Annotated in this window: 21 protein-coding genes; all 21 read left to right on the forward strand. The window is 70.2% G+C overall.

From position 1 onward, the window contains the following. Positions 1-2: 2 nt before the first annotated feature. The 21 genes from ACZ303_RS07490 (at position 3) to ACZ303_RS07590 (ending at position 14,546) form a co-directional block, all read left to right on the forward strand. Positions 3-146 carry a hypothetical protein gene (locus ACZ303_RS07490; protein ID WP_467336061.1) on the forward strand — a complete coding sequence of 48 codons (144 nt, stop codon included), beginning with the start codon at positions 3-5 and terminating at the stop codon, positions 144-146. Position 147: 1 nt separating this feature from the next. After that, a complete protein-coding gene (locus tag ACZ303_RS07495; protein ID WP_467336063.1) occupies positions 148-537 on the forward strand; it encodes a hypothetical protein in 390 nt (129 codons plus the stop codon). Then, positions 534-851 carry a hypothetical protein gene (locus ACZ303_RS07500; RefSeq protein WP_467336065.1) on the forward strand — a complete coding sequence of 106 codons (318 nt, stop codon included), beginning with the start codon at positions 534-536 and terminating at the stop codon, positions 849-851. The genes ACZ303_RS07495 and ACZ303_RS07500 overlap by 4 nt, the downstream gene beginning before the upstream one ends. Beyond that, entirely contained in the window at positions 848-1,201 is a 354-nt protein-coding gene (locus ACZ303_RS07505; protein ID WP_467336683.1) for a hypothetical protein, read from the forward strand. Before ACZ303_RS07500 ends, ACZ303_RS07505 begins: the two co-directional genes overlap by 4 nt. Next, positions 1,194-1,616, forward strand: coding sequence for a minor capsid protein (locus tag ACZ303_RS07510; RefSeq protein ID WP_467336067.1), 423 nt, complete (start codon positions 1,194-1,196; stop codon positions 1,614-1,616). Before ACZ303_RS07505 ends, ACZ303_RS07510 begins: the two co-directional genes overlap by 8 nt. 11 nt (positions 1,617-1,627) lie before the next feature. After that, positions 1,628-2,092 (forward strand): phage tail tube protein, encoded by a 465-nt coding sequence (locus tag ACZ303_RS07515; protein WP_467336070.1) that lies wholly within the window; start codon positions 1,628-1,630, stop codon positions 2,090-2,092. Next, positions 2,089-2,541 carry a hypothetical protein gene (locus ACZ303_RS07520; RefSeq protein ID WP_467336072.1) on the forward strand — a complete coding sequence of 151 codons (453 nt, stop codon included), beginning with the start codon at positions 2,089-2,091 and terminating at the stop codon, positions 2,539-2,541. The genes ACZ303_RS07515 and ACZ303_RS07520 overlap by 4 nt, the downstream gene beginning before the upstream one ends. A gap of 11 nt (positions 2,542-2,552) precedes the next feature. Beyond that, positions 2,553-2,747: a hypothetical protein gene (locus ACZ303_RS07525; RefSeq protein ID WP_467336074.1), complete on the forward strand. Its 195-nt coding sequence runs from the start codon at positions 2,553-2,555 to the stop codon at positions 2,745-2,747. A gap of 18 nt (positions 2,748-2,765) precedes the next feature. Next, complete coding sequence (locus tag ACZ303_RS07530; RefSeq protein WP_467336076.1) at positions 2,766-5,081, forward strand: phage tail protein; 2,316 nt, start codon at positions 2,766-2,768, stop codon at positions 5,079-5,081. Next, positions 5,078-5,962: a phage distal tail protein gene (locus tag ACZ303_RS07535; RefSeq protein ID WP_467336078.1), complete on the forward strand. Its 885-nt coding sequence runs from the start codon at positions 5,078-5,080 to the stop codon at positions 5,960-5,962. The genes ACZ303_RS07530 and ACZ303_RS07535 overlap by 4 nt, the downstream gene beginning before the upstream one ends. A 12-nt stretch (positions 5,963-5,974) precedes the next feature. Further along, positions 5,975-6,967, forward strand: a complete 993-nt coding sequence (locus ACZ303_RS07540) for a hypothetical protein (protein ID WP_467336080.1) — start codon at positions 5,975-5,977, stop codon at positions 6,965-6,967. Positions 6,968-6,979: 12 nt separating this feature from the next. Next, positions 6,980-8,080: a hypothetical protein gene (locus ACZ303_RS07545; RefSeq protein WP_467336082.1), complete on the forward strand. Its 1,101-nt coding sequence runs from the start codon at positions 6,980-6,982 to the stop codon at positions 8,078-8,080. Next, positions 8,080-8,799, forward strand: coding sequence for a hypothetical protein (locus ACZ303_RS07550; RefSeq protein WP_467336084.1), 720 nt, complete (start codon positions 8,080-8,082; stop codon positions 8,797-8,799). The genes ACZ303_RS07545 and ACZ303_RS07550 overlap by 1 nt, the downstream gene beginning before the upstream one ends. Positions 8,800-8,834: 35 nt before the next feature. After that, positions 8,835-10,343 carry a phage tail protein gene (locus ACZ303_RS07555; protein WP_467336086.1) on the forward strand — a complete coding sequence of 503 codons (1,509 nt, stop codon included), beginning with the start codon at positions 8,835-8,837 and terminating at the stop codon, positions 10,341-10,343. A 72-nt stretch (positions 10,344-10,415) separates the two neighbouring features. Beyond that, complete coding sequence (locus ACZ303_RS07560) at positions 10,416-11,204, forward strand: peptidoglycan-binding protein (protein ID WP_467336088.1); 789 nt, start codon at positions 10,416-10,418, stop codon at positions 11,202-11,204. Positions 11,205-11,226: 22 nt separating this feature from the next. Beyond that, positions 11,227-11,460 carry a hypothetical protein gene (locus ACZ303_RS07565; RefSeq protein ID WP_467336090.1) on the forward strand — a complete coding sequence of 78 codons (234 nt, stop codon included), beginning with the start codon at positions 11,227-11,229 and terminating at the stop codon, positions 11,458-11,460. Continuing rightward, entirely contained in the window at positions 11,457-11,780 is a 324-nt protein-coding gene (locus tag ACZ303_RS07570) for a hypothetical protein (RefSeq protein ID WP_467336092.1), read from the forward strand. Before ACZ303_RS07565 ends, ACZ303_RS07570 begins: the two co-directional genes overlap by 4 nt. 143 nt (positions 11,781-11,923) lie before the next feature. Next, on the forward strand, positions 11,924-13,153 hold the full coding sequence (locus ACZ303_RS07575) for a helix-turn-helix domain-containing protein (protein ID WP_467336094.1): 1,230 nt from the start codon (positions 11,924-11,926) through the stop codon (positions 13,151-13,153). Positions 13,154-13,228: 75 nt separating this feature from the next. Next, on the forward strand, positions 13,229-13,525 hold the full coding sequence (locus tag ACZ303_RS07580) for a hypothetical protein (protein ID WP_467336096.1): 297 nt from the start codon (positions 13,229-13,231) through the stop codon (positions 13,523-13,525). 8 nt (positions 13,526-13,533) lie between these two features. Next, positions 13,534-13,953, forward strand: coding sequence for an ATP-binding protein (locus ACZ303_RS07585; RefSeq protein ID WP_467336098.1), 420 nt, complete (start codon positions 13,534-13,536; stop codon positions 13,951-13,953). Between the two features lie 83 nt (positions 13,954-14,036). Beyond that, a complete protein-coding gene (locus tag ACZ303_RS07590; RefSeq protein ID WP_467336100.1) occupies positions 14,037-14,546 on the forward strand; it encodes a hypothetical protein in 510 nt (169 codons plus the stop codon). Positions 14,547-14,750: the final 204 nt, after the last annotated feature.

Raw genomic sequence — 14,750 nt, forward strand, 5'->3', positions numbered from 1 at the left:
GCATGTTGCTCCGCCGCCACCACCTCGACCCGCCGCCCGACACCGCGCCGCCGCCCCCCGCCAACAGCGCCCCGACCGACGCCCCGCAGACCAAGAAGCCTGCGGGGCGTTCGACGTCTCGCAACAAGGACGGCAAGGAGGGGTGACATGGGCCGCGTCTACGCCACCCCCGAGCAGCTGAGCGCATGGACCGGCCAGCCAGCCCCCGCGGGCGCCGACCGCATGCTCGCCCGCGCGTCCGAGGACATCACCGACGCCCTGCTCACCGCCGTGTATGCCACGGACACGGCCGGCATGCCCACCGACCCCGCCGTCGCCGCCGCTATGGCCGATGCCGTCTGCGCCCAGGTCGAGTACCAGCTCGCCGCCGGCGACGACGGCACGGGCGCGGCCGGCCGATGGGACAGCGTCAGCATCGGCCCCGTCAACCTTTCCGGCCGAAAGCAGGGCCCGACGGCCGCCGGCGACGTCGAGCTCGCCCCCCGCGCGCACCGCGCCCTGACGCGGACCGGACTCCTGCCGGGGGTGATCTGGTGAACGTCCCCCGGTGGCTATTGCGGCACCGGATCAAGGTCGAGCCGTATCTCGGCGACAGCGCGTACGGCCAGCAGTACGGCCCGCTCGTCGAGGACGTGCCCGCCCTGGTCGCCGAGACGATCCGGACCGTGCGCGACCGCGAGGGGCGCCAGGTCACCAGTACCGCGCAGATCATCACCGAGCCCGGCCTCGACTGTCCGGCCGAGTCGCGGATCACCCTCCCCGATGGCCGCACCACCAAAGCGATCAGCGTCGCCCACCACACCGCGCCGGGCCTGCCCGTGCCGCAGTCCACGGAGGTGATGTGCGAGTGACCCAGCGCGCCCGCCTCAGATGGAACGGCGCCGCAGCCCTGCGCGGCACCCGCGAGGGCGCCGCCCGCGGCTTGCGCATCGCCGCCGAGCACGTCCTCGCCGAGTCCCGCCGCCGCGTGCCGATCGAAGAGGGAACCCTCGAGCGCAGCGGCACCGCGTCCCTGGACGAGTCCCAGCTCAAAGCCGCCATCGCCTACGACACCCCGTACGCGATCAGACAGCACGAAGAGCTGAACTACCGGCACGACGCCGGCCGCAGTTCGAAGTACCTCGAGCGCCCGCTCACCGAGGAATCCGCGACCGTCGCCGCGATCATCGCCGCCCAGCTGCGGAGGTCGCTCCGTGGCTGACCTGCTCGACGGCATCGCCCGCTACCTCGCCGCCGCCAGTCACGGCACCTACGACCCCACCGGCACCGGCGGCGACATGTTCGTCGAGGCCCTGCCGCCGGCCCCGGACCGCGCCATCGGCCTGTGGCTCTACGACGGCGATGCCCCCGACGCCCGCAACGCCTACGACCGCCCCCGCCTACAGGTGCGCGTGCGCGGCACCGCCGACCCGCGCGTATCCCGCGTCCGGTGTCAGGCGATCTACAGCGAGCTGCACGGCCTCGCCGGCGTCCAGCTCGCCGACGGCACGTGGCTCGTGCTCGCCGCCGCCCGCGGCACCCCCGCCCCCATGGGCCCCGACACCACCGGCCGACACGAGCACGTCGTGAATTTCGACCTCGACGTGTCGGCCCCCACCCAACACCGCACCGAATAGGAGACGCACCCATGGGCCGACCCATCGACGCCCGCGGCTGGACATTCGAAGTCCGCGACGAGGTGGCCGCCACCGAGAAGTGGATTCCCATAGGGAACCTCACCAGCTGGTCACGCAACGAAGGCGAGAACGAAGAGACCGCCGACACCACGACTTTCGACAGCGTCGGCTACTACGAACAGGACGTGATGCAGCGCGGCGCCACCATCGACGTTGAGGGGCTTTACGCGCAGGTCACCACCGGCGTGCCCGACCCCGGACAGGCGTACGTCGACAACGAGTGGAGTTTCCGACTCGGCTCCGAATCCCGCGGTCGTCTCCGGTGGCGCCACAAGACGCAAAACGTGTGGGTCATCTGGGAGGCGACCGTCACCCCGGGCGAACAGTCCGGTGGCACCAACGACAAGACCTCATGGAACGCGACGTTCACGCGCTGCGGAAAGCCCACCACCGCCCCCGTGGTGGTGGCCCCGTGACCGAGCTCGACCAGGAGCAGCCGCAGCCGGCCGCCGCGGACTTCGACGCGTTTTTCAGTGAGCACGCCGAGCAGCGCGAGGGCGCCCGGCTACGCCTGTACGGGCGCGAGTATGTCCTTCCGACCTCGCTTCCACTCCTCTTCACGCTGCAAATGGAGCGACTGAAAGATTCCTCCGACCCGGGCGACATTCGCCGCCTACTGGCCAGCCTGTTCGGTCCTGATGCGCTCGACACGTGGGCAGAGCACGGCATGACCGACCGGCAACTCGGCGTCGTGCTGGTCTGGTCGACCGCGAATTGCCGGACCCCGGGAAGCGTCGACATGGCCGAGGCCGCCCGCCTCTACGACGAGCGCGAGAACGGCCCGGCGGGAAAAGCACCAGAGAACCGGGCAGCGCGCCGAGCGGCCCCCAAAGCGAAGCGGGCGACCTCTGGCAAGCGGTCCTGACGCATTGGGCCGTGATCGAGGCTGACCTCGCCCGCACATACCAGCTCGACGGCGCCCAGCTCGCCCGCATGTCCACCCGGCGCTTCCTTGTCCTACTCGGCGGACTGCCGCCCGAGTCCGGATTCGCGCGCCGGTGGCAGCGCACCCCGCGCACCGTGACCAGCCCCGCAGAAATCGCCGCCCTCACTGGCGTGGCCCCTGCCTGACGCCGAGGGGGTGAGCTGGTGTCGCTCACCATCGGCGAACTTACCGGGTACATCGACCTCGACCCGTCCGGCGCCGAGCGGGGTGTCGCCCGCGCTGACGCCGCGCTCAACGACCTTCAGCGCGGTGCCGATGGGCGCCTACGCGATATCCGCGGGCGTTTCGTCAGCGAGGCCGCGCAGATCGGCGCCGCGGTCGGTGCCGGGATCGGCGACGGCATCGCCGAGGGCGCCGACCGGGCCGAGGCCAGTCTCGCCGACATCGGCGACGCGCTCGACGAGGAGATCGGCGCAAGCGCCGACCGGGCCGAGGGCAGCGCCGCGGGTCTGGGCGCCGCGCTCGGCGACGAGGTTGGGGGCGGTGCAGACCGGGCCGAGGGCAGCATCGCCGGTCTCGCGAAGGCCGTCATAGCGCTGGGCGCGGGCGCGCCCGCCGTCGCAGCGGTTGGTGTCGCCGTTGGTGGACTGGCCGCGGCCGGCGCCGCGGCCGGTATCGGGGTGAAGGCGTTCACGGCCGCCGCCAAGCCTCAGTTGGAGTCGGTCACCGGCGCATACGACCTGTACAGCAAGGCGCAGGATGCGGCGTCCGAGGGCGGCAAGAAGGCTGCTGCCGCGCAGAAGGCGTACACGGACGCCCTCGCCGATATGCCCCCGGCGACCAGGACGACGGCGAAGTCGTTCATCGGTCTGAAAGAGGACGTCAAGGACTGGTCCGATTCGCTTTCCGGTACCACGATGCCCGTCTTCACCAAGGGCATTGAGCTTCTGCGCGACCTGCTGCCGACCCTGACCCCGTTCGTGCAGGGTGCCGCAAAGGCCCTGGGGGGTTTCCTCGACGAGATTCGGGCCGGCGTCGAGTCCAAGCCGTTCAAGAAGTTCGCGGCCGATATGGGCGAGGCGTCCGGGCCGAACCTGTCCAACTTCCTCACCGTGGTGAAGAACATCGCGATCGGAATTGGTGGAATCCTCGCTGCGTTCCTGCCCGTGTCGGCCGGAATGTCGGGCGGCCTCGCCGACGTAACCGGCAAGTTCGCCACGTTTGGGGCGGGTCTCGGAAGCTCGCCAGGGTTCGAGCGCTTCCTCGACTTCGCGCGCACCGGCGCGACCACACTCGGAAACCTCGGCGCCGCCGCGCTTCGGCTGCTCGTTGCTCTGTCGCCGCTGCTGGGCACGACCGCGCTGCTGGTGAACTCTTTCGCCGAGCTCGTCTCGGCCATCCCCGTCCCGGTGTTGTCGGCCTTGGCTACGGTCTTGACCGTCGTCGGAATCGGTATGAAGGCGTACGCCCTCTATCAGACGATCGTGGCGACAGCTACGCGCGCATGGGCTGCCGGACAGGCCGTACTCAACGCCGTGATGGCGGCGAACCCCATCGTCTTGATTCTGGGTCTGCTCGCACTGCTCGTCGCGGGCGTCGTGCTCGCCTACCAGAAGTCCGAGACCTTTCGGCAGGTCGTACAAGCCGCGTGGGCCGGCATCCAGTCCGCCGCGGCGACAGCGTGGCAGTGGCTGAAGTCGGCGTACGAGGGGATCGTTGCTGGCGGCGCCGCCGTGGTCGATTGGCTCGGTGCGCACTGGCCGCTGCTGCTGGCGATCTTGACGGGCCCCATCGGCATTGCCGTCTACCTCATCGTCCAGTACTGGGACAAGATCAAGTCCGCGTTCGTGGCCGCGTGGCAGAGCGTGTACTCGACCGGAGCATCGGCCGTGGCATGGGTCGCAGCGCTTCCGGGCCGCATCGTGGGCGCCCTGTCGGCCCTTGGCTCGCGGCTGTGGGGTGTAGCGACCGCCGCCTTCCGCCGCTTCCGTGATGGGTCGGTCGAGGTCGCACTCGCCGCCGTCGATTGGGTGCGCGGACTGCCTGGCCGGATTTCCGGCGCTCTCGGCAACCTCGGGTCCCTGCTCGTCGGCAAGGGCCAAGATGTCGTTCGCGGCCTGTGGCGCGGCATACAGAGCATGGGCTCGTGGCTGCGCTCGACGTTGTCGAGCTGGGCGCGCGACCTGATCCCTGGGCCCATCGCGAAAGCGCTCGGCATCGCCTCTCCCTCCAAGGTCATGGCGCGCGACGTGGGCCGGTGGATTCCCGCCGGTCTGGTCAAGGGGATCGAGGGCGGGCAGGGCGCGGTCGAGCGGACCATGCGGAACCTGGTCACCCCGCCCGCGGTCCCCTCGCTCTCCCCCGACCTCGCGGGCGCGGGCGCCTACGGCTCCCCGTTCGCCCCGGCCGCCGCGTCTGGCGGTCCCGCGGTTCACGTCGAGCACTGGCACGCCGCGGAGAACGGCACCCCGGACGACAACGCGCGCGCCCTGCAATGGCTCGCGAAGGGGAGGGGGTGACCGTGGCACCGGGTGACCTCCTCACCTCCCCGGGGCAACTCCAGTACGGCGGGCTCCTCCTCGGCCGCGGCACGCCGTACCGGTGGCAGAAACTCACCGGCTGGGGTGACCTGCCGGGGCTGGATTCCGGCACGGTGGCGCGCTCGGACGCACACGGCGCCTTCCCCGGGCCGCTGCTGTCACAGGCGCGCACGATCGGCCTCGACGGGCTGATCGTGCGCGCGCCCCGCGCCACAATCGGCGCCGTCATCGACGCGTTCGAAGTGGCGACGGTGCCCGTTGCTGACGAACTGCCCCTCGTCATCTGGTTGGACGACCGCGGCCCGCGCATGGTGTGGGCCCGGTGCCTGCGCCGCGCGCTCCCGGTGGAGAAGGGTTACGCGGTGGGCACGCTGCTCGGCGGCGCGGTCGAGTTCGAGGCGACCGACCCGCGTCGTTTCGAGCTTCCCGAGCGCACCGCGTCCGCGCGGCTTCCTGCCCCCGAACCGGGCCTGTCCTGGCCGCTCGAGTGGCCGTTGTCCTTCGGGACTCCTGGCAGTACGGGGAGCATGACCGCCCTGAACACGGGGTCCGCCGCGACACATCCCCTGATCGAGTTTCGCGGCCCCGTGACGCGGCCGGCGTTGACGAACCTCGGCACCGGCGACGTGCTCGAGTACGACCTCCCGCTCGCCGCCGGCGACCTGCTCGTCGTCGACACCCGCGCGGGCACGGTCGTGCTCAACGGCAGCGCGTCGCGCATCCACACGGCGACCTCGCGCTCGGTGCCGGAACAGACCTTCACTCTCGCCCCGGGCACCTCGGATCTCCACTTCCGCGCGGCCCCCGGGTCCGATCCCGCCGCGTCGGCGACCGTGCGCTTCCGCTCGGCCTACTGGTAAGGAGACATCCCCTTGACTGTGCGCACTGCATGGCTTCTGCCCGGCGGGGCCGGGCCCGGGCAGACCCGCGAGGACACCCGACTCGCGCCTACCGGCACCATGACCCCCGAGGGCGAGCTCATCACCCGCACTGGAGTGATTCCGGGCGGCGCCCCCTTCGCCGCCACGGGCGCCGGCGCCATGACGCTACAGATCGGTGTCGGCCGCGGCGCGGTACAGGGCACCACGGCACAGGGCGCCTACCCGGTGACCCTGGACGCTCCCGTCACGGTGACGATCGCCGACGGCGACGCGCTCTTTGCCCGCATCGACACCGTCGTCTTTCGCGTCTACGACCAGTTGTTCGACACCTCCGGGCAGACCCTCGCCCGTATCGAGATCGTCGCCGGAACCCCTTCCGGGGCGCCGGCCGCGCCACCCCTGCCCGCCGCGTGCCTGCCCCTGTGGGACGTGGCCGTGCCCGCGGGCGCGTCCGCGGGCGTGGGCGGCCTCAACTGGAACGCCGCTCTCACCGACCGGCGCCGCTACACGGTCGCCGTCGGGGGCGTGCTCCCCCGCGGGTCATCATCCGACATCGGCGCCTACGACGGGCAGTACAGGGACAACGGTGCGGGGCTCGACCGGTGGTCGACCTCGGCCGCGGCGTGGCAACCGCTCGAGCGGTCCGTCGGATGGACCGCGGTAAGCCTCGCGTCCGGCTACACGAACGCCGGCAACGCACAAGGGACTGTCCGGTACCGGAAGATCACCATCGCCGGCGTCCCGCACATGCAGTGGCGCGGTGGCGTGAGCTGGTCCTCGACGCCCCCGAACAACGCCTACGTGCTGTCCGCCGCCGTGCCTGCCGATTGCCGGCCGGCGAATCTGGTGTCGGTCCCCATCGCCGCCGCCGGGGTCGACATCAAGGCCGATTTTCAAACGGGTGGCCTGCTGCGCCTGATCACCTCGACCGGTGTCGGGCAATGGGCGTCGCTCATGGGCGTGCTCTACCCGCTCGACAGCTAAGGGGGGTGAGTCGTGCCCGCGGCACCTCCGTACCGCCTGCTGTTCTGCGACCTGCGATCCGACACCCTGCTCGACGCCCTGCCCGTCCAGGGCGTATCCCTCGACGACTACATCGGGAAGACCGGCCGTCTCACCGGCACCGTGCCGATCCCCAACCGGGCCGTCGCCGACCGGGCACGCCGAGCGCTCGTTCCGGGGCGTACGGGCGTGTGGGTCGAGCGCGGACGGGATCTGTGGTGGGGCGGCATCCTATGGACGACCCGGATCGCGAGCGATGCCCGGGGGTTCCTCGGCGCACAGATTCAGGTCGGCGGCTGGGAAAGCTACCTGTACCGACGCCTCCTCTACGAGACCAAGCTCGCCGCCGGAGTCGACCAATTCGACATCGTCCGACAGCTGGTCGACTACGCGCAGTCCCTGCCCGGCGGCGACATCGGCATCACCTACGACATGGCCGTATCGGGCGTGTCGCGCGACCGGACGCTTCTCCGCTACGACCTCCACCACATCGGCGACCTGATCGACGACCTTGCCACCGTCGAGGACGGTTTCGAGTGGCGTATCGCCACCTACCGCGACGAGGACGGACAGCGCGTCAAGCGGCTCCAGCTCGGACACCCCATCCTGCGCACCGGCGCCGCCGAGCTCGTGCTCGACCACCCCGGGCCGGTGCTGGAATACACGTGGTCCACCGACGCCACCGGCAAGGCGAACACGTGGCAGTCCCGCGGCGCGTCCATCAACCGCAATCAGGCCGTGACCAGCTACCCCCTGACCTCGCCCGTGCTGGTCGCCGACGCCGACCTCGACGCCGGATGGCCACGTCTGGACGGCACCAGCGACTACACCACCGTTGAGCGACAGGACACGCTCGACGCACACGCCCGCGCCGACTGGGCCGGCGCACGCAACCCGGTGACCATTCCGGAGGTCACTGTCGCGCTCGGCGGCACCATCACGCCCGCGCTGCTCGGCGCCACCGTGCGACTGCGCATCCGCGACCTCTGGCACCCCGACACCCTCGACGCCCGGTACCGCGTCGTCGGCATGTCCATCAGCCCACCCGAACGAGGCCGCCCCGAAACAGCCCGTTTGTATCTGGAGGTCTCGTAATGCCCTATGTTCCACAGGACTTGCTCGACCGGATCGCCCTGCTTGAACGGCAGGTGCGGCAGCTCACCGGCCGCGCCAACATCCGACCCGCGCTCAATCAGATTCTGAGCGGCGACGTGATTGTCGGCGAGGGCGGACAGCTGCTCGTACGGGCCCCGGGGGGCGTGGAACACCTCACCCTCGGCCAGCTGTACACCAACTACGGCGAACGGGAATACGGGCTGGTCATCCGGCGCCGCGACGGCACGGTCGCGATGTCGATCTTCAACGGTGACGACGCCACGAACCCGCAGGTTCTGAGGACCTACGACGCAAAGGGCAATCCGTTGTTGATCGAGGACATCGCCGCCGGCGGCCTGTACCGACCACACATCCCGTACACCATCCACCGCGCGCAGCTCGGCGACTGGCCGAGCACGACCTCCAGCGACTGGACGCCGCTGTGCCAGTCGTGGGCCGAGACCCAACACCCGCGCATCTTCGCCTACGCCGGCATCGCCACCGAGGCCGGCAAGGGTGGCGGGCAACACCGGCTGATCATCGATGGAACGGTCGTCTCGACGCAGACCTATCCGAACTCCATCGACGGTACGTGGAACGTCCCGAACTACCAGTTCGGCAAGACGGTCGAGGTCGTGCTCGAGGCACGCATCAGCGGCGCCACCTCCCGCGTGTGGGCCCAGCTCGAACGCCTCACCGGCGTTGGCTCGGCCGGCTGACCCTCCCACCACCATCCCCGTTAGGAGTGCCTTTCGTGCTGCCCCCGGGCATACCCACCGTCACCGTCACCGGCCGGTACCTCGCGCCGGACGGCCGCCCCCTCGCCGGACAGATCGTGTGGCGCGCCCCCGCCCTGCTGACCTTCGCCGCGGCCGACGTGATGCTCTCGGGACCGGTCACCGCGCCGCTCGACGCGAACGGCGAATTCGCCGTCATCCTGCCCGCCACCGACGCGCCCGGCATGAACCCGAGCGGCTGGTCGTACACGGTCACCGAACAGCTCACCGGCGTCGCGTCCAACCGCGCCTACCAGGTCCTATTGCCCTCGGATCACCCGAACGTTGACCTCGCCGACCTCGCCCCGACCGACCCCTCGGCCCCCAACTATGTGCCGGTCAAGGGCGCAAGCGCCTACGAGGTCGCCGTCGCCCAGGGATACACCGGCCCGGTCACCCAGTGGCTCGCCTCGCTGGTCGGCCCCGCCGGGCCCCAGGGCGCCACGGGGGCAACCGGCGCGACCGGGCCGCAGGGCGCCACGGGTGCAGCCGGCCCGCAGGGGGCGCCCGGCGTCGTGCAGTCCGTCAACGGCAAGTCCGTCGCCGCGGTCGTCCTGTCCGCGGCCGACGTGCACGCCGTGCCCGACACCGCGCCGGGCGCCCCGAACGGCGTTGCCCAGCTCGACGCGTCCGGCAAGGTCCCCGCCGCCCAGTTGCCCGCGGGCGGAGGTGGGGGCGTCCAGTCCGTCAACGGGGATGCCGGACCGGCCGTCACCCTCGACGCGGCCAAAGTCGGCGCCGCCCCCGCCAGCCACACCCACACCGCCGCCGCCGTAGGCGCCGAGGCCGCCGGCACCGCTGTTCTGCTCGCCGGCACGCAGACGATCACCGGAACCAAGACGTTCAGCACCGTCCCCAGCTCGACCGCGGCCCCGACCGCGCCGGACCACCTCGCCCGCCGAAGCTACGTCGACGCCGGCGACTTCGCCGGAAGCTGGAGCCCTGCCGACCACGGCCTCGCCGCGTGGGCATTCGACCCCGCCCTCGGCAAGTCAATCGCCATCTACCCAGGGTCCGGACCCATTCGGGTCACGGCCGTCATGCTCCGCCAGACGACCACGATCAACCGGATCGTCTGGTTCGCCACCGGGTACGCGGGCGGCCTCACCACCGGATCATGGGCCGCCATCTACAACAGCGCCGGAACCCGCGTGGGACAGACCGGCGACATGTCGACCGCCACGTACGAGCCGGCCGAGGTCCACAACGTCGGCGGGGCGACGATCTTCTCGCCTCTCACCGCGCCCGCCTCACTGCCCGCGGGCGTGTACTACCTGGCGTGGCGCTTGCAGTACAACACCACGACCAACGACGGTCCGATGATGCTCGCCGCTGAATCCGACGCCGGCGCCCCACCGAACGTGTTCGGATACACGGCCGTGAAGCGGTTCGGCGTGTACTCCACCGGCGCCGCGTCCGCCCCCGCGACGATCACCGTCGCGTCGATGGAGAACGGCGCCAACCGCTTCTGGGCAGCTCTCGCGTAGACCGCGCCGACCCGCTTACCTTCCGCCCCCGCGCACCGCGCCGGGGCGTTCTTCATGCCCGAGGAGGGCCCAGTGCAGTTCGTTTCCCGCGCCCAGTGGGGCGCCAGCCCGTCCCGCTACGCGCTCACCTACATAGGCAGCACCCGCGGAGTGAAGATTCACTACGAGGGGTCCCCCGTCCCCGCCAGCCTCGCCCGGCCGGAGAATCACCACCAGTGCGCCGGCCGCGTCCGCGACATCCAGGCGAGCCACCTCGCCAACGATGAGGAGAACTACTCCGACATCGCGTACTCGGCCATGGTCTGCCCCCACGGCTACGTGTTCGAGGGCCGCGGCGCCCACAACAAGACCGGCGCCAACGGCACAGCCTCGCTCAACGCCGCCCACTACGCCGTGTGCGCCATGGTCGGCGACGAAGGACTCACCACCCCCACCGACGCCCAGCTCGCAGGACTCCGCGATGCCGTCGAATGGCTGCGCGCGAGCGGGGGCGCCGGCCCGGAGATCAAGGGCCACAAGGACGGGTACGCGACCGAGTGCCCCGGGCCCGCCCTGTACGCGTGGGTTCAGCGCGGCGCGCCGCGCCCTGGCACCGACGGCACGCCGACGCGGCAGTACGAGCCGTTCCCCGGGACGGAGTGGTTCCAGGACGAGCCGTACTCGGACGTCGTGACCGCCATGGGCCGCCGTCTGGTCGACGAGAGGTGCTCGGCCTACTCGGAGGGCCCCGGGCCCCAGTGGACGGACTCGGATCGGCGCTCCTACGCCCGGTGGCAGCGGAAGTGTGGGTTCAGCGGCGCCGACGCCGACGGGTGGCCGGGCCCGACCTCATGGGCAGCACTCAAGGTCCCCCACGTCTGACCCCCACCTGAACGGAACCCCCATGACCGACCAGACCCGACGCACCATACGAACCGTCGTACAGACCATCGTCGGCCTCGCCGCCGCACTCCCTGTCCTCCTGCCCACACTCGGCATACCGCAGACCGCAGCCGGTTACGGCCTCACCGTCGCCGTGGCCGCCGGAATTACTCGCCTCATGGCCTCGCCGACCGCACAACGGTTCCTGCCCGTATGGCTCCGCACCGCGCCGGACACCGGAGGCGGTAAGGAGTGACGACCCCTGCCTCGCCCGCCGACCCGGCCGCCGTGGCGCTGGAGCTCGAGCGCATCCGACGAACGATCGAGGTTGGTTTCACGCGCACCGACGGCGCCCTCGCGCTGCTTGTGCAGCGCAACGAGCAGACCGACCGGCAGATCGGAGAGCACGGGCACCGCCTCGACGTGCTCGAGCGAGGCGAAACCGAGCGGCAGAAGCGCGATACGGCGCGTATCGACGGCCTTGAACGCGCCCGGTGGCCGTTGCCCAGCCTCGCCGCCCTCGTAGCAGTCACTGGCCTCGTGCTCTCCCTCTGGCAAACCACATATGCACACTGACGCAACGGTGCCCCCGTCACGGCCTCGCGCCGTGGCGGGGGCCGTTCCTCGTTGATCCGCGGCAAATACCGCCGCCCACTTGACACTCGGCGCGCGTACGCTGGCAGTAGTCCCGCGTCCTACCCACAACACAAGGGGTGCCGGTGAACGCCTTCACAAGTGAACTCACCACCGGCGACCGCATCAAGCTCTACCGAACGCGCTCAGGGCTGTCTCAGGCCGCGCTCGGGGGTCAGATCGGCCGCTCGGAGGATTGGGTAAGCAAGGTCGAACGGAACTTGATCCCGGTTGACAAGCTGTCCGTCCTGCTCGACATCGGGCGAGTGCTCGGCATCCGGGAACTCGTCGAACTGACGGGGCGCAGCATCGCGCTTACCCCCGATGGGTCACCAGAGCACGAGTCCGTACCAGCTATCCGCCGAGCTCTGAACACCATTCCCTCACAGCTCGGCGCCGACTTGCCCGGCGCCCCCCTCACAGCCGACGAGCTCGCCAACCGCGTCGGCGAGGCATGGCGTGCCTACGAGAAAGACAAGAAGCGGTACGCCATCGTCGGGCCGCAACTTCCCACCCTGCTAGCCGAAGCGCTCTACGCCTCACGCAACACCGCCCCCAGCGACGAATCAATCGTTGCCCGTACCGTCATCAGCCTGTACCACCTGCTACAGGTCTACTTGCGACGTGTTGGGGAACGGGACCTGTCAAGGGTCGCCGCCGACCGCGCCCTATCGATGGCCGACGCCACCGGCGACCCCGTACTCGTCGGCGCATCAGCGTGGAACCTGTGCAGCGTCCTGACGAGCAAAGGCGAAGTGGCCGAGTCCCGCGAACTCGCACTATCCGCGATGGACGCCACACGGCCCAACAGCGACGCGTCTCCCGAACATCTCTCTGTGTACGGTGCCCTGCACCTCGCATGCGCCGTGGCAACGATTCGGGACCGCAAGGCGCCAGCTGCATGGGACCTGCTTCACTCCGCCGACGAGGTCGCCAATCGGTTGGGAGAAGACCGGAACGACTGGCGAACGTCTTTCGGGCCGACCAACGTAGCGATGCACGGCGTTCACCTTGCTGGGGAGGGCGGCGACGCATCCGAAGCGCTGCGCCTCGCCGACAACGTCGAGGTGAACCCCGCACTGCCTCTCGAACGGCGCACGCGGTACCTCGTCGAGGTCATGAACGCGAACCGCATCAAGCGCGACGACTACGCCACGCTGTTCATGATCGGACGTATCCGCGAGACATCCCCCGAAGAGATCAAGTTCTTCCCTCTGGTGCGTGAGGCGTTGCGCGACCTGATGAAGCGCGAACGCCCCACCTACCGGGCCGAACTCCGGGATCACGCCGAGCATGTGGGAGTGTGCACCCCCTGATCACACACCCCGGAATCGAGGCGCCCCAGAACTTTTTCCGGGGCGCCTTTCGCTTGCAGCCCTACCGTCTGACGGATGGTGAACTCTGAAGAGACACCGGCCGATCACGGCGGAGAGGTCAGCGTGCACCGGGCGACCGGCTGGCACGTCGTACGGGCCCCAGGAACGCCCGCGGAGCGTACCCGCGCCGGCCGCTTCGCCATCCACCTATCCCTGTTCCGCGATGGCGCGCACGAATCCGACCTCGCGCTCGTGCTCAGCGGCACGGAGGTTGAGCAGATGTCCGCCGAGCTGGCGCGGCTGCTGAGCGGGCCGACTTCCACCGCACCGCCGGCCCCTTCGGTGCAGCCGTACCCGGCAACCGAGTGGTGATGGCAGGCATGCCCAGCACCTCGCGGAAATTCCGACGCGACCCCACCGCGATTCGTGCCGCCCGTTCCTTCACCCGCGCGGTACTGGAAACGCCCCCAGGGGCCGACCTTCTCGACGACGTCCTCGTGTGCGTTTCCGAGCTCACGACCAACGCTGTACGCCACGACGCCCGGCGCATCTGGCCCAACGCTCAGTTCCGTCTCACCGTCGACGCCGACGCCGAGCGCGTACGCGTGGAAGTACACGACCGCAACAGAGGAAGACCTCAACTGCGCCACCCCACAGGAGACGACCCGACCGGGCGCGGCCTGCTGCTTGTCGACGCCATCGCCTCACGGTGGGGCATTGCCCGCGGCCTACTCGACAAGTTCGTGTGGTTCGAGCTCGACCTCAAGAGACCAATCGATCCGCGAGGTAAGACATGGTGACTGCAACCCCGCCCGCCCCCACAGCAGGTCTGCTCTCCACTGTGGTGACCTCGAATTGGGTCGAGAACACCACCCTCGGCCGCATGGCCTATCTCCTCATCGGTCACCCGCCCGCCCGCCGCCAGAACGAGACGACCGAATCTCTCGAACAGGCCATGCGCGGACTCGGCTCGGCCCTTGGGCTGCGCCCGGCGTCCGAGCCGATCCAGCACGCCGGCGACCGCGTCATGGTGAGCGACGGCGGCACCCGAGCCGCACTCATGATCAACGACAGTAGCCAATGCCTCCGACTTCGGCCCCCCGTCGCCGAATGGTCCCGTCACGTCAAGGGCGGCGGGCTCATCTGTATCGTGCTCGGACTCCTTCCGCTCCCGCCATATGCCGATCATCGGAAGATCTCCGAGTACGTGCAGACGGCCGTCATGGCTGACCGCGCCCTGATGGGGGCCTCATGGATCACCAGTCCCCGAGAATGGGAGACCAGCGGAGGCAGGCCCGTCATCCAACCGGGCCACCCGGCCGACGACGAACCCGTGCGGCGCCGCGCGTTCATCAGCAGCCTCGCGGGCATCGCGAACGGATCGCCCCTGTGACCCGCCCCGACATCACCGCGCGCGCCAATAGGGGCATCCTCTGGCGGTTATGGTCCTGGCTCCGCCCCGGCGCAGGGAGGCGCCCGGCGCCGGCGATTACTCGTGATGCGGAAGGGCGCGAAACGAGCCCCAGGTCGCCAGTCCGCGGACCGACCCGGAGCCACGTAACTTCGCTTCCCCACACCTCCGGCCCGCCCGCCATGC

This window comes from Streptomyces sp. NPDC023527, from assembly GCF_055560115.1.

Bases quoted from the DNA above. Each gene is read 5' to 3' on its own strand.
- ACZ303_RS07490 (WP_467336061.1), top strand. From the start codon at position 3: ATGTTGCTCCGCCGCCACCACCTCGACCCGCCGCCCGACACCGCGCCG.
- ACZ303_RS07495 (WP_467336063.1), top strand. From the start codon at position 148: ATGGGCCGCGTCTACGCCACCCCCGAGCAGCTGAGCGCATGGACCGGC.
- ACZ303_RS07515 (WP_467336070.1), top strand. From the start codon at position 1,628: ATGGGCCGACCCATCGACGCCCGCGGCTGGACATTCGAAGTCCGCGAC.
- ACZ303_RS07550 (WP_467336084.1), top strand. From the start codon at position 8,080: ATGCCCTATGTTCCACAGGACTTGCTCGACCGGATCGCCCTGCTTGAA.
- ACZ303_RS07565 (WP_467336090.1), top strand. From the start codon at position 11,227: ATGACCGACCAGACCCGACGCACCATACGAACCGTCGTACAGACCATC.
- ACZ303_RS07580 (WP_467336096.1), top strand. From the start codon at position 13,229: ATGGTGAACTCTGAAGAGACACCGGCCGATCACGGCGGAGAGGTCAGC.
- ACZ303_RS07585 (WP_467336098.1), top strand. From the start codon at position 13,534: ATGCCCAGCACCTCGCGGAAATTCCGACGCGACCCCACCGCGATTCGT.
- ACZ303_RS07590 (WP_467336100.1), top strand. From the start codon at position 14,037: ATGGCCTATCTCCTCATCGGTCACCCGCCCGCCCGCCGCCAGAACGAG.